The organism is Xanthomonas cassavae CFBP 4642 (assembly GCF_000454545.1).
GTDB classification, from domain to species: Bacteria; Pseudomonadota; Gammaproteobacteria; order Xanthomonadales; family Xanthomonadaceae; genus Xanthomonas; species Xanthomonas cassavae.
The window spans coordinates 5,107,041-5,119,308 of sequence record NZ_CM002139.1; the positions used below are offsets into that span (position 1 = coordinate 5,107,041).

11 protein-coding genes are annotated in these 12,268 nt (G+C 67.0%); 5 read left to right on the forward strand and 6 right to left on the reverse strand.

The features are described 5' to 3' along the window. The first annotated feature begins 155 nt into the window (after positions 1 to 155). From XCSCFBP4642_RS0122805 to XCSCFBP4642_RS0122820, 4 genes are all read left to right on the forward strand, one after another. Positions 156 to 857 carry a SapC family protein gene (locus XCSCFBP4642_RS0122805; protein WP_029221811.1) on the forward strand — a complete coding sequence of 234 codons (702 nt, stop codon included), beginning with the start codon at positions 156 to 158 and terminating at the stop codon, positions 855 to 857. Continuing rightward, on the forward strand, positions 847 to 1,860 hold the full coding sequence (locus tag XCSCFBP4642_RS0122810) for a cupin-like domain-containing protein (RefSeq protein WP_029221812.1): 1,014 nt from the start codon (positions 847 to 849) through the stop codon (positions 1,858 to 1,860). Before XCSCFBP4642_RS0122805 ends, XCSCFBP4642_RS0122810 begins: the two co-directional genes overlap by 11 nt. A 9-nt stretch (positions 1,861 to 1,869) precedes the next feature. Continuing rightward, positions 1,870 to 3,435, forward strand: coding sequence for a tryptophan halogenase family protein (locus XCSCFBP4642_RS0122815; RefSeq protein WP_029221813.1), 1,566 nt, complete (start codon positions 1,870 to 1,872; stop codon positions 3,433 to 3,435). A 136-nt stretch (positions 3,436 to 3,571) separates the two neighbouring features. Then, positions 3,572 to 4,579, forward strand: a complete 1,008-nt coding sequence (locus XCSCFBP4642_RS0122820) for an energy transducer TonB (protein ID WP_029221814.1) — start codon at positions 3,572 to 3,574, stop codon at positions 4,577 to 4,579. Between the two features lie 541 nt (positions 4,580 to 5,120). On the opposite strand, the gene XCSCFBP4642_RS0122825 is transcribed toward XCSCFBP4642_RS0122820, so the two are convergent. Genes XCSCFBP4642_RS0122825 through XCSCFBP4642_RS0122845 form a run of 5 tightly spaced genes read right to left on the reverse strand, consistent with a single transcriptional unit; the run spans position 5,121 to position 9,483 of the window. After that, the gene (locus tag XCSCFBP4642_RS0122825; RefSeq protein WP_029221815.1) at positions 5,121 to 6,314 is read right to left on the reverse strand and encodes an ABC transporter permease; all 1,194 of its coding nucleotides are present in this window, start codon (positions 6,312 to 6,314) and stop codon (positions 5,121 to 5,123) included. After that, positions 6,311 to 7,057: an ABC transporter ATP-binding protein gene (locus tag XCSCFBP4642_RS0122830; protein ID WP_029221816.1), complete on the reverse strand. Its 747-nt coding sequence runs from the start codon at positions 7,055 to 7,057 to the stop codon at positions 6,311 to 6,313. Before XCSCFBP4642_RS0122830 ends, XCSCFBP4642_RS0122825 begins: the two co-directional genes overlap by 4 nt. A gap of 31 nt (positions 7,058 to 7,088) precedes the next feature. Then, a complete protein-coding gene (locus tag XCSCFBP4642_RS0122835) occupies positions 7,089 to 8,639 on the reverse strand; it encodes an alpha/beta hydrolase (RefSeq protein ID WP_029221817.1) in 1,551 nt (516 codons plus the stop codon). A 59-nt stretch (positions 8,640 to 8,698) separates the two neighbouring features. Then, positions 8,699 to 8,899 (reverse strand): helix-turn-helix transcriptional regulator, encoded by a 201-nt coding sequence (locus XCSCFBP4642_RS0122840; protein ID WP_029221818.1) that lies wholly within the window; start codon positions 8,897 to 8,899, stop codon positions 8,699 to 8,701. Then, entirely contained in the window at positions 8,896 to 9,483 is a 588-nt protein-coding gene (locus XCSCFBP4642_RS0122845) for a hypothetical protein (RefSeq protein WP_029221819.1), read from the reverse strand. The genes XCSCFBP4642_RS0122840 and XCSCFBP4642_RS0122845 overlap by 4 nt, the downstream gene beginning before the upstream one ends. Before the next feature lie 534 nt (positions 9,484 to 10,017). Here XCSCFBP4642_RS0122845 and XCSCFBP4642_RS0122850 point away from each other — a divergent pair. Further along, complete coding sequence (locus XCSCFBP4642_RS0122850) at positions 10,018 to 11,583, forward strand: GH39 family glycosyl hydrolase (protein WP_029221820.1); 1,566 nt, start codon at positions 10,018 to 10,020, stop codon at positions 11,581 to 11,583. Positions 11,584 to 11,982: 399 nt separating this feature from the next. Here the strand turns inward: XCSCFBP4642_RS0122850 and XCSCFBP4642_RS0122855 are convergent, their stop codons facing one another. After that, positions 11,983 to 12,255, reverse strand: coding sequence for a metal/formaldehyde-sensitive transcriptional repressor (locus XCSCFBP4642_RS0122855; protein ID WP_029221821.1), 273 nt, complete (start codon positions 12,253 to 12,255; stop codon positions 11,983 to 11,985). Positions 12,256 to 12,268: the final 13 nt, after the last annotated feature.

The window sequence follows — 12,268 nt, forward strand, 5'->3', positions numbered from 1 at the left end:
CTGAGGCCTGTACCACGCGTCCCGGCGGCACCGCTGGCGGGACGCTGCTGCAACCCTCACGCGCAGTGCCCGGATGCGGCGCATCCGGCACTTGCCGCGCGATGGGGAAATGTCCAAGCATGGGCCACGCGCCCCCGCGTGATATAGCGACCCCCATGACCAATGCCGTGTTGTTGAACAATCTCGATCACCGCGATCTGCGCGTGATCACCGCCCGCGGCGGCGCCTATGGCGACGACGTGATGTCGGCGGCGACGTTTCCGCAGGAATTCCGCCAGCTGCAGGGCCAGTACCCGATCGTGTTCCATCGCAGCGACAGCAGGCGGTTTCAGCCACTGGCCTTGCTGGGCCTGCGCCTGGGTGAAAACCTGTTCCTGGACGGCGCGCGCTGGGATGCACCGTATATTCCGCTGGCGATCCAGCGCCAGCCGTTCCTGATCGGCCAGCAACCGGAAGGGCCGATGGTGCACGTGGATCTGGACAGCCCGCGCGTGAGCACCCAGGACGGCGAACTGCTGTTCCGCGAACATGGCGGCACTACCGACTTTCTGTATCACATCAGCCAATTGCTGCGCACGCTGCACGATGGGCTGGCGGCCAGCGATGCCTTCGTCGAACGCCTGCTGCGTTACGAACTGCTGGAACCGTTCGTGTTCGAGGCCACCCTGGACAATGGCCTGGACTGCCGCCTGGCCGGCCTGCACACCGTGCACGAAGAACGCCTGCGCGGGCTTGGCAATACCGCGTTGCTGGACCTGCATCGCCACGGCGACCTGGAACCGCTGTACATGGCGGTGGCCTCGATCGCGCAATTCCGTCACCTGCTCGAACGCCTCAACCGCCGCCATGCCGGCTGAGCCGCGTGCCATCGACGAACGCCATGGCCTGGATGCGCAGCAGCTGGATCCGGCACTGCTGCGCTCGCCCACGCCGCTGGTGCTGCGCGGGTTGGTAGGCGACTGGCCGCTGGCCCGCGCCGGCGCGCAGTCCGCGCAGGCCGCCGCCGCGTACCTGCGCGGCTTCGATCGCGGCGAGGCGGTGGTGGCGCAGGTCGGGCCGCCGGAGATCGGCGGGCGCTTCTTCTACAACGCGGACCTGAGCGGATTCAACTTCCGCCCCGAGCGCGTGCCGCTGGGCGTGGTGCTGGACACGCTGCTGCGCGACCTGGACAGCGCCCAGCCACCGGCGATCTATGTCGGCTCCACCACGCTGGACACCTACCTGCCCGGCCTGCGTGCCGCCAACCCGATCGCGCTGGGGCAGGCCGCGCCGCTGGGCAGCATCTGGATCGGCAACCGCACCCGCATCGCCGCCCACCAGGACCTGCCGGACAACCTGGCCTGCGTGGTCGCCGGCCGCCGCCGCTTCACCCTGTTTCCGCCGGACCAGCTGACCAATCTCTACATCGGCCCGCTGGATCTCACCCCGGCCGGGCAGCCGATCAGCCTGGTGGACATCGCCGCGCCGGATCTGCAGCGCTTTCCGCGCTATGCCCAGGCGCTGGAGCACGCGGTGGTGGCCGAACTGGAGCCGGGCGATGCGCTGTTCATTCCCAGCATGTGGTGGCATCACGTCCAGGCGCTGGACGGCTTCAACGTGCTGGTGAATTTCTGGTGGCGACAGAGCCCGGCCTATATGGATTCGCCGATGAACGCGCTGATGCTGGCGCTGCTCACCGTGCGCGACCTGCCGCCCGAGCAGCGCGCCACCTGGCAGGAGGTGTTCCGCCATTACGTGTTCGAGCCGGATGCGCACACCGCCGCCCACGTGCCCGAGGCCGCGCGCGGCGTGCTGGCGCCGATGGACGACACCCGTGCCCGCACCCTGCGCGCACGGCTGCTGCAACGTTTGAATCGCTGAGGATTGCCGATGGACCCTGCCGCCGCTTCCGATCCACGCCAGCGCCCGGTACGGCGCGTGGTCATCGCCGGTGGCGGCACCGCCGGCTGGATGGCCGCGGCCGCCCTGTCCAAGCTGCTTGGCCGGCAGTTGCAGATCACCTTGGTGGAATCGGACGAGATCGGCACCGTGGGCGTGGGCGAAGCCACCATCCCCAGCCTGGTCACCTTCCATCGCCTGCTGGAGATCGACGAGGCTGCCTTCATGGCCGCCACCCAGGCCACCTTCAAGCTCGGCATCGCCTTCGAGCACTGGCGCGATGTGGACAGGCACTACATCCACTCCTTCGGCCATACCGGCACCGATCACTGGAGCGCAGGCTTCCACCACTTCTGGCTGAAGGGCCAGCAGCGCGGGGTGGCGCGCGACTTCGGCGACTACTGCCTGGAACTGCGCGCCACCCAGGAAGGGCGGTTTGCCCACCTGCCCAGCGGCGGCATGAACTATGCCTACCACCTGGATGCCGGCCTGTATGCGCGCTTCCTGCGCCGCTTCAGCGAAGGCTTGGGGGTGCAGCGCATCGAGGGGCGCATCGGCCAGGTCGAGACCGACCCGGAGAGCGGCTTCCTCACCGCGCTGACCCTGCAGAACGGCGCCCGCGTGGAGGGCGACCTGTTCATCGATTGCACCGGCTTTGCCGGCTTGCTGATCGGCAAGACGCTGGGCGTGGGCAGCGAGGACTGGTCGCAGTGGCTGTTCGCCGACAGCGCGCTGGCGGTGCAGACCGAGTCGGTGGGCCCGCCGGTGACCTACACCCGCGCGCGCGCCGACCAGTCGGGCTGGATGTGGCGCATTCCGCTGCAGCACCGGGTGGGCAACGGCATCGTCTATTCCAGCCGCTACACCGACCAGGACAGCGCCCGGGCGGTACTGGAGCGCAACCTGCAGGGACGCGCGTTGACCGAACCGCGCGCGCTGCGCTTCACCCCCAACCAGCGCCACCGCGTGTGGGAGAAGAACTGCGTGGCGCTGGGGCTGGCCAGCGGCTTCCTGGAGCCGATCGAGTCCACCAACATCCATCTGATCCAGCGCGGCATCGTGCGCCTGCTGCAGACCTTTCCGCAGGTCATCCATCCGGTGGACATCGCCGAATACAACCGCCAGGCCACCGAGGAGATCGCCCATATCCGCGATTTCGTGATCCTGCACTACCACGCCACCGATCGCCGCGACACGCCGTTCTGGCGCGACTGCGCCGCCATGGACATCCCCGACTCGCTGCGCCACCGGATCGCGCTGTTCCGCGAGGGCGGGCGGGTGTTCCATCGCGCCAACGAATTGTTCGCGGAGAATTCGTGGGTGCAGGTGATGCTGGGCCAGGGCATCACGCCCCGTCAGCACCACCCGGTGGCCGACCTGATGGGCGATGCGGAGCTGAGCCATTTTCTGGAGGGCATCCGCCAGCGCGTGGACGCCACCGTGACCAGGTTGCCGCCACATGCGGACTTTTTGCGACACCATTGCCCGGCCGCCCCGCTGCCCGCCCCGCCCGCCCGGCTGCCGGCCGACGCCGCACTGGCGCCCCCGGCACGATGAATTTCGCATCCGGCATGCGCAACCCTTGGCTTACACCGCCCCAGCAATGCTAGATTGCGGCATTGCCGTCCATTGCGGGAACAATGGCCGGCGCTCGCCGCAACGCTATCTTTCGCACTCGGGGTAAGGGGGACGCATGTTGGATCTGACACAGGGCCGTATGGCACGCCGGATCGCGCCGGTCATTTTGCTGGTTGGCTTGGCTGCCTGCTCCAAGCAGGAAGACAAGGCCGCCACCACCACGCCAGCTGCCGGCACCACGCCGACCACGCAGGCGCCGACGCCGGCCACCGCGGTGTCGCCGCAGGTGCAGTCGATGGCCACCGACCAGTTGCGCGAATCGGCCACCAAGGCGCTGCAGGACAACCGCATGTACGCCCCGGCCGGCGACAACGCGGTGGAGTACTACCTGGCGCTGCGCGAGAAGCAGCCGCAGGACGCCACCGTCAACAGCGCGTTGACCGACCTGCTGCCGTACACCCTGATCGCCGCCGAACAGGGCATCAGCCGCGAAGAATTCCCCGAGGCGCAGCGGTTGATCGCGCTGATCGAAAAGGTCGACCCCAAGGCACCGGCACTGCCGCGCCTGAAGAGCGGCCTGGAAACCGGCATGAAGACCGCCGCCAGCCGCTCCGAGCAGGATGCCGAGCAGGCCAAGAAGCTGGTCGAGGACAAGGCCAAGCAGGCCGCCGAGCAGAAGCGCCTGGCCGAACAGCAGTCGCGCGAAGCTGCCGCTGCCCAGCAGATTGCCGCCCAGCAGGACGCCGCACGCCAGCAGGCGGCCGAAGCCGAGCGCCAGGCCGCGGCCAAACGGCCTGCCGAACCGGCAACGCCGACGCCCGCCGCACCGCGCCCCACACCGGCGGCCGCGGCCGCTGCACCGGCGGCGCAATCACTGCGCCCGATCAGCACCCCGGCACCGCGCTACCCGCCCGAAGCGCTGCGCGCCGGCACCTCCGGCGAAGTGCTGGTGGAACTCACCGTCGGCACCGACGGCTCGATCACCGCCTCGCGCGTGCTGCGGGCCAACCCGCCGCGCGTGTTCGATCGCGAAGCGCTCAACGCCGTGAAGCGCTGGCGCTTCGAACCGGTGGCCGCACCGGTGACCACCCGCCGCACGCTGTCGTTCAATCCGGGCGGTTGATGCGGCTGCTGAGTCCGCGCGCCGAGTGGAGAGCCCGGCGCTAGGACTGGAACTGGAACTGGGATCGGGAACAGTCTCCAGCGCGAGCTACCTGCCCATTGGCCGCTGCGGATCGACGCCATCGAGAGTAGACACGCAAAGGCCCGCAGCACTGCGGGCCTTTATGCATCTGGTTGCATCAGCGATAGCGATGCGACGCCATCGGTAACGCTCCATCGCGGCCCGGGCCGCTCCTACGTTGGATGCCGAACGAGTGATGCGGGAGGCGGAAGCCTTGCTGCAATGGCGCTGCATGGGTGAATCGTGTGCCGCCAGGACACTGACGATCAGCGCATCGCGCCGACCAACGCGAAATGCCGTGGCATCCGCGCACCGGCATCCCCTCAACCGCCGCAATCCTGTAGGAGCGGACCTGGCCGCGAGGGCTTTACCGCGATCGACGACGCGTTCATCGCCATCGGTAACGCTCCATCGCGGCCCCGGCCGCTCCTACGCTGGATGCGGAACGACTGGGGCACGCGGCAGAAGCATCGAGCAGCACCTACCCCGAAATGGCCAGGCGTTCCTGGTGGTAACGACGTACCGCCGCGTACCACAGCACCGCCGCCACGCCGAAGCCGGCCAGCAGATACACCGCCCAGGTCTGCGCACTGATGGTCTCGTGGCGGATCACCTTGAGCAGCATCTGGTTCTGCGCCAGGAACGGCACCGCGAAGTGCCACAGCTGCGTCTTCAGCGGATACGCCATCAATGCATAGCCCGGCAGCATCGGCAGCAGCAGCAGCCAGGTCATGTGCGCCTGCGCCTCTTTCATGCTCTTGGCCGCAGCGGCCAGATAGGTCAGCAACGAGGTCCCCACGAACAGCATCGGCACCAGGATGAACAGCATCTGCAGCATCGGCACGAAGCCAACATTGAGCTGGCGCCCCAGGTTGGAGGTGGACAACTGCGCGCTGAGCTTGAACGCCAGCAAGGTGAGCAGCAACGACACCATCCCGATCACGCAGGCGGCGGCGATCTTGCCGCTGACGATCGCACCGCGCGGTGCAGGCGTGGCCAGCAACGGCTCCAGCGACTGACGTTCGCGCTCGCCGGCGGTGGCGTCCAGGATCAGCGAGGCGCCACCCAGGAACGAGGTGATCACCAGCAGCACCGGCAACAGCATCGCCATGACCTGGCCGCGCTTGGCATCGGCGGTGGCCAGGTCCTGCGCGGCCACTTCCAGCGGCCTGCCCACCTGCGCATCGATGCCACGCGCCAGCAGACGCAGTGCACCCACCTGCTGGCTGTAGGCACTCAATGCCGCCTGCAGGCGCATGCTCGGCACGTCGGCCTCGCGGCGGGTGCTGTCCTTGATGATCTCCACCAGCGCCGGACGCCCTTCGCGCCAGTCCTGCGCATAGCTGTCGCTGATGCGCAGCGCCACATCCACGTCCTGGTTGCGAATGGCCGCGGTCATGTCGGCCGGTGGCGCGACCGCGTTGAGCCCCTGCGCGGCCAGGAAGCGCACCAGATTGGGAGCGTGCTCGCGACCGAGCGTGGGAATGTCCAGCGGCTTGTCGATCTGGGTACGCACGCGGCTTTCGCTCAACGCGCCCATGCCCAGGATCAGGATCGGATACAGCAACGGCGACAGCAGCAAGGCCAGCGCCAGCGTGCGGCGGTCGCGCGAGATATCGCGCAGTTCCTTGCGCAATACCGTCCACAAGGTGGCCAACGGGGATGTCTTGCTCATGCGTGCAGTCCCTCTTCCGATCCGATCGCCTTGACGAAGGCGTCTTCGAGATTGTCTTCCCCGGTGGCCGCACGTAGTTCGTCGGCGCTGCCGGATGCCACCACCGTGCCCTTGGCGACGATGACGATGCGATCGCACAGCGCCGCCACCTCCTGCATGATGTGGCTGGAGAAGATCACGCAGCGCCCTTCGGCACGCAGTTGCTGCAGGAATCCACGCATGGCGCGCGTGGTCATCACGTCCAGGCCGTTGGTGGGCTCATCCAGAATCACGTTGCGCGGGTCGTGCACCAGCGCCCGCGCAATCGCGGTCTTGGTGCGCTGGCCCTGGCTGAAGCCTTCGGTCTGGCGGTCGAGAATGTCGCCCATGTCCAGCGCGCCGGCCAGCAGCTGGGTGCGCTGCGCGATCTGCGCACGCGTCATGCCATGCAGCTCGCCGAAGTAGGCGATGTTCTCGCGCGCGGTCAGCCGCTTGTACACGCCGCGCGCATCCGGCAGCACGCCTAGCGCGCGGCGTACCGTCACCGGGTCGAGCGCGGCATCCACGCCATCGACGGCGACGCGCCCCTGGTCAGGCGACATCAACGTGTACAGCATGCGCAAGGTGGTGGTCTTGCCGGCACCGTTGGGCCCGAGCAGGCCGGTGATTTGGCCATCTTCTGCGCTGAAACTGACCCCGTCCACCGCCTTCACCACGCCGGTCTTGGTCTTGAACGACTTGTGCAGATTCTCGACGACGATCATGCGTGCGCCTCCGTGGCGTGGTCGATGCGGCTCATGGTTCCCATCCGTTGAACGAGGTGAAGGCGGGGACGGCGGAAAGATCGGCCACGCAGTGCGTGTCCAGTGCACGTGCGTCGGTGCTTTCCAGGAACTGGGCCATCAGCTTGGGCATGCAGCCCAGTGCCATGACGCTGTGGCCCTGGCCGGGCGCCACCAGATGCCGGCCGTTCGGCAAGCCCTTGAGCACCACCTCGGCATAGCGGGGCGGCGTCACCGGATCCAGCTGACCGGACAGCAGCAGCGCCGGCACCTGCGAGCGCAGCGGCGCGGTGAAGTCGGCGGCGCGCTTGCCGGTAGGCCACACCGGGCAGGCGGCAAACACGCTGCGCGGCACTTCCTCGCCCAGCAACAGCGCCTGGTGCGCCGGACCCGGACGATAGCGATCCGCGTCTTCTGCGCACACCACCGACCATTGCATCGGCTGGTTGATCTGCATGTCCATGTGCGACAGCGCCATCAACGGCGCGTAGCGCCCGGCGGCCGCTTCATCCAGCACCAGCGGCAGCAATGCCGCGCTTTGTGGCGCATAGGAGAACATGAACGCCAACCCGATCACCGCATCGGCCGTCACCCGATCGCGCTTGACCGCATTGGTCCGCAGATCGCGGTAGTCCACCTCCGGCGACTCCTTGCGCAGCCGCTCCATGATGCTACGCAGCTGCGCGCGCACATCGGTGGGAAAGCGCGCGCGGCATGCCGGATTGGAACGGCACTGCTCGGCCTGCAGCGTGAGTGCGTCTTCGAAGGTGCGTGCGAACTCGCCACTGATGACCAGGTCGCTGGGGGCCACGCCATCGAGCACGATCGCCCGCGTATGCGCGGGATAACGCCTGGCGTAGTGCTGCGCAACGCGCGTGCCGTAGGACACGCCGACCAGATCGATCTGCGGCACACCCAAGGCCGCCCTGACCGCATCCAGATCGCCGACCGCTTCGGCGGTGGTGTAGTAGCGTGGATCGGCGTACGCGCTCAGCGCCAGCGCACACTGGCGCACATAGGCCAGCATCGCCTCCGGGTTGGAGGAGATCTGCGCCTGCAGCGGCGTGCCATCGGGGTGGTCGCAGCGCAATGGATGCGAGCCGCCGGTACCGCGTTGATCGACCAAAATGATGTCGCGCGTCTTGCGCACTTCACGCAACGCAGCTGCAGCGATGGCCGATACCTCGGTTGCCGATTGCCCTGGCCCGCCGGCAATGAAGAACACCGGGTCCTGCGTCGTTCCACCACCGGCATCGCTTTCCAGCCATGCGATCTTCAGCGCGATCTGCCGCCCCTTCGGCGCGGCCGGATTTTCCGCGACCTGCAATTGCGCGCATTGCGCCTCGATGTTGCCCGCAGCGCTGCCGGAGCTGAGCGTGCACGGTACGAACTGCAGGCGGCCGTACTGATTGCCGGTGGCAGTCGGCGTGGTCGCGCTGCGCGGTTGCGTCGTGCCGGGTGCAGATGCATCGGTACTGCCACCGGCGGGCGCCTGCGCGCGCTGGCATCCGGCAGCCAGCATCGCGGCCAGTACCGGCGCGGCCAGCGTAAGTTGTCTTCCCATTCCACCTCTCCTAGTGCCTGTTCCCCGACGGTGCTGCCGGCCGCGTGTGACCGCTGCAGCTACTGACCTTCTTCATACAGAAACACCTGCTCGATCGGCTCGCCAAACAGGCGCGCGATGCGGAACGCCAATGGCAGGCTGGGATCGTACTTGCCGGTTTCCAGCGCGTTGATGGTCTGCCGCGAGACGCCCAGCTGTTCGGCCAGTTCGCCTTGCGACCAACCATTGGACTCGCGCAACGCACGCACGCGGCTGTTCATTGATAACGGCGCGTGTTGATGGCCTTGGTGAATCCATCGGTCATGCACAGCGCCGGAAACACCCAGATCATCGCGGCCGCTGCCGGCACCGCGATCAAGTGCGCCGATTGCAGGAAACCGGCGGTCATATAGGTCATGCCGACCAGGCCGGCCGCAATGGCAATCGACTCCAACTCGATGCGGCGTTGCATTTCATCCGAATCGCGCACGAAACGCGCCACCGCGCGGATCATCAGCATCAACAGCAGCGCGGGCAGCAGCGCAATCAGCACACGCATCGCGTTGGTCGCCACACTGGCCAGCAAGTACCTCCAGCACAGCATCACCGCGACATAGCCCAGCATCGGTGGCGCAAACCCGTTGCGGTAGCGGCGCACCAGCGCAGGCGGCGCGCTGTCGCGCAGACTGCCGCGCCCCACGTACAGCATCAGGGCCACCAGCAAACCGCTGATGCCGCAGCCGATCAGCAGACCCTGGGTGTAGTCGCTCATCTGCCACGGCAACCGACGCCGCACAGACCCCAGCAGGATCAGCACGACACCGACGACCTGCAGCGCACGGACCGCCACCGTCTTTGCGCTCATCGTGCAGCTCCCAACACACTGGCCGCCCTGCACTGCGAGGCCGGCTGTCGCATGGCCGCGCCCAAGCGGGGCCGCAGCGTCGCAGCGCTGCAATCGTGCGCGCGTGCAGACGATCGGTTCCGGTCGTTGTTCACCCCACACCCCTGTGTCAAGTCCCCTTGACACTCAGAGTGCGCGCCGCTGACAACCATGTCAAGCGTCCTTTACATGTGCTTCGGGTGTACCGAAGTCGTGGAGAGCAACGCCGACGCCTTGCAGCCCGGGGCAGGCAGCGAGCGCGTGACGCCAGGTGGCGCTTGCGTTGCATGGCATCCGCATCAACGACACGGCACTTCACCGCACAGGCCAACGAGATGTCTGCCAACGGACGCTACCGTGTTGGCTGCCCCGCTTGAAAGGCGCACAAACGCCCGATGGCGCCCACACGGATTCCGCTACGCTTGACCACCTCGCAACGGCAACCACACGGCAGTTGTGTGCGCTCGACGCGCATGCAGACCGCTCTGGTCGCTGCACCCGCTACCAGGACAGACGATGCGGTTGAACACCTTGCTTGCGATGACACTGGCCTGCGGCATGGCGTTGCCGGCCCTGGCACGTGACGCTTCACCGCGCACGATCGATCTGGATCTCTCCACTGCCGCCAAGCCGGTGGATCGTTTCTATGATCTGTCGGTCGGCTCGGATTTCCCAGGCACGCTGATCCGCCCCGACACCCAGGCGCATCTGGTGCCCGCGGTGCAGGAGCTGGGGTTTCGCTACATCCGCTTCCATGACGTCTTTCACGACGCGCTCGGCACGGTGAAGGAGGTCGATGGCAAGCTTGTCTATGACTGGACCAAGCTGGACCAGCTCTACGATGCGCTGCTGGCCAAGCGCATTCGCCCGTTCGTCGAACTGGGCTTCACACCGAATGCGATGAAGACCTCCGAACAGACCTTGTTCTACTGGAAGGGCAACACCTCGCATCCGGATCCGGCCAAGTGGACGCAGTTGATCAATGCCTTCATCCAGCACATCCGTGCGCGCTACGGCGCCGACGAAGTTCGGCAATGGTATTTCGAGGTCTGGAACGAGCCGAACCTGAAGGATTTCTGGGAGAACGCCGACCAGCAGGCCTATTTCGATCTGTATGCGAACACCGCGCGCACCATCAAGGCGATCGATCCGCAGCTGCGCGTCGGCGGCCCATCGACGGCGGGTGCCGCCTGGGTGCCGGAGTTGCTGGCCTTTGTTGCGAAGAACAAGCTGCCGATCGATTTCGTCACCACGCATACCTATGGCGTGGATGGCGGGTTTCTCGATGAAAACGGCAAGCAGGACACCAAGCTGTCCGCATCGCCGGACGCCATCGTCGGCGATGTGCGCCGGGTGCGCGCGCAGATCCAGGCCTCGCCGTTTCCGGACCTGCCGCTGTACTTCACCGAGTGGAGCAGCAGCTATACGCCGCGCGATTTCGTCCACGACAGTTACATCAGCGCGCCGTACATCCTGACCAAGCTCAAGCAGGTGCAAGGCCTGGTGCAGGGCATGAATTACTGGACCTATACCGATCTGTTCGAAGAACCCGGCCCGCCGCCGACGCCCTTCCACGGTGGATTCGGGCTGATGAACCGCGAAGGCATTCGGAAGCCGGCCTGGTTTGCCTACAAGTACTTGAACGCGCTGAGCGGCCGCGCCATTCCGCTGTCCGATGCGCATGCACTGGCCGCGGTGGATGGAAAGCGCATTGCCGCGCTGGTGTGGGATTGGCAGCAGCCGGTGCAGGCGGTGAGCAATACGCCGTTCTATACCAAGCTGGTGGCGGCCACCGACAGCGCGCCACTGCGGCTGCGCATGACCCAGGTGCCGGCCGGCGAGTACCGCCTGCAGGTGCGCAAGACCGGCTACCGGCGCAACGACCCGCTGTCGCTGTACATCGACATGGGCATGCCCAAGGACCTGGCGCCGCGTCAGTTGACGCAGCTGCAGCAGGCCACGCGCGATGCCCCCGAGCAGGATCGCCGCGTGCGCGTGGGCGCCGACGGCGTGGTCGAGATCAACGTGCCGATGCGCAGCAACGATGTGGTGCTGCTGACGCTGGAGCCGGCGGCGCGCTGAGCGCCAGAGGCACGGCGCTGCGCATTTGGAGCGGCCAGCAACACCGAGCGTGCCGTTGTCAGGCAGGCGGTGAACACGCAGACCAACCGCAAGGGACCAATGGCGCGTGCCGCACCGAGTGCCGGCCGCGCCTGCCTGGTAGCTGCCGATTGGGTTCGGGCCGCTCTTGATCGGCATGCGCGGTTCCTACGTCATGGCGTGCCACCGGCATGCAGAGCGTTGCAGCGCGCGACGTGCCTGATGGCGTCGCGCGCAACGTCATGTCGTGTCGTGACGCATGCGATGCGGCATGTCAGCTGCATGCGGCACACGACGCAGGGGCGACAACGCCTGCGTACGCCGCATTGAAGGCAGGCCGTGCCCACGCCTGCCGAGGCGCGATCGTTTCGTCGGTCGCGCTTACTTGAGATAGGTCTTGAGGATGGCGGTGATGTCATCCACCGCCAGCTCGCGCTCGCCCAGTGCCTCCGGTGTGGCGACGTGATGCTTCAGATGCTCGCCGAGCAATTCGACCATCAAGCCCTGCGCCGCCCCGCGGAACGCGGCCACCTGGGTCAGCAACGCCGTGCACTCCACGTCCTGGGCCAGGGCTTTTTCCAGCCCTTCGACCTGCCCGCGAATCCTGCGCACGCGTGCGAGCAATTTGGATTTGTCCTGATTGAGATGTGCCATTGCCGTATACCCC

Excerpts from the sequence above, each read along its gene's own strand:
- XCSCFBP4642_RS0122835 (WP_029221817.1), bottom strand. The coding sequence starts at position 8,639 with ATGGGAAGACAACTTACGCTGGCCGCGCCGGTACTGGCCGCGATGCTG.
- XCSCFBP4642_RS0122805 (WP_029221811.1), top strand. The coding sequence starts at position 156 with ATGACCAATGCCGTGTTGTTGAACAATCTCGATCACCGCGATCTGCGC.
- XCSCFBP4642_RS0122850 (WP_029221820.1), top strand. The coding sequence starts at position 10,018 with ATGCGGTTGAACACCTTGCTTGCGATGACACTGGCCTGCGGCATGGCG.
- XCSCFBP4642_RS0122815 (WP_029221813.1), top strand. The coding sequence starts at position 1,870 with ATGGACCCTGCCGCCGCTTCCGATCCACGCCAGCGCCCGGTACGGCGC.
- XCSCFBP4642_RS0122830 (WP_029221816.1), bottom strand. The coding sequence starts at position 7,057 with ATGATCGTCGTCGAGAATCTGCACAAGTCGTTCAAGACCAAGACCGGC.
- XCSCFBP4642_RS0122855 (WP_029221821.1), bottom strand. The coding sequence starts at position 12,255 with ATGGCACATCTCAATCAGGACAAATCCAAATTGCTCGCACGCGTGCGC.
- XCSCFBP4642_RS0122820 (WP_029221814.1), top strand. The coding sequence starts at position 3,572 with ATGTTGGATCTGACACAGGGCCGTATGGCACGCCGGATCGCGCCGGTC.
- XCSCFBP4642_RS0122845 (WP_029221819.1), bottom strand. The coding sequence starts at position 9,483 with ATGAGCGCAAAGACGGTGGCGGTCCGTGCGCTGCAGGTCGTCGGTGTC.
- XCSCFBP4642_RS0122840 (WP_029221818.1), bottom strand. The coding sequence starts at position 8,899 with ATGAACAGCCGCGTGCGTGCGTTGCGCGAGTCCAATGGTTGGTCGCAA.
- XCSCFBP4642_RS0122825 (WP_029221815.1), bottom strand. The coding sequence starts at position 6,314 with ATGAGCAAGACATCCCCGTTGGCCACCTTGTGGACGGTATTGCGCAAG.
- XCSCFBP4642_RS0122810 (WP_029221812.1), top strand. The coding sequence starts at position 847 with ATGCCGGCTGAGCCGCGTGCCATCGACGAACGCCATGGCCTGGATGCG.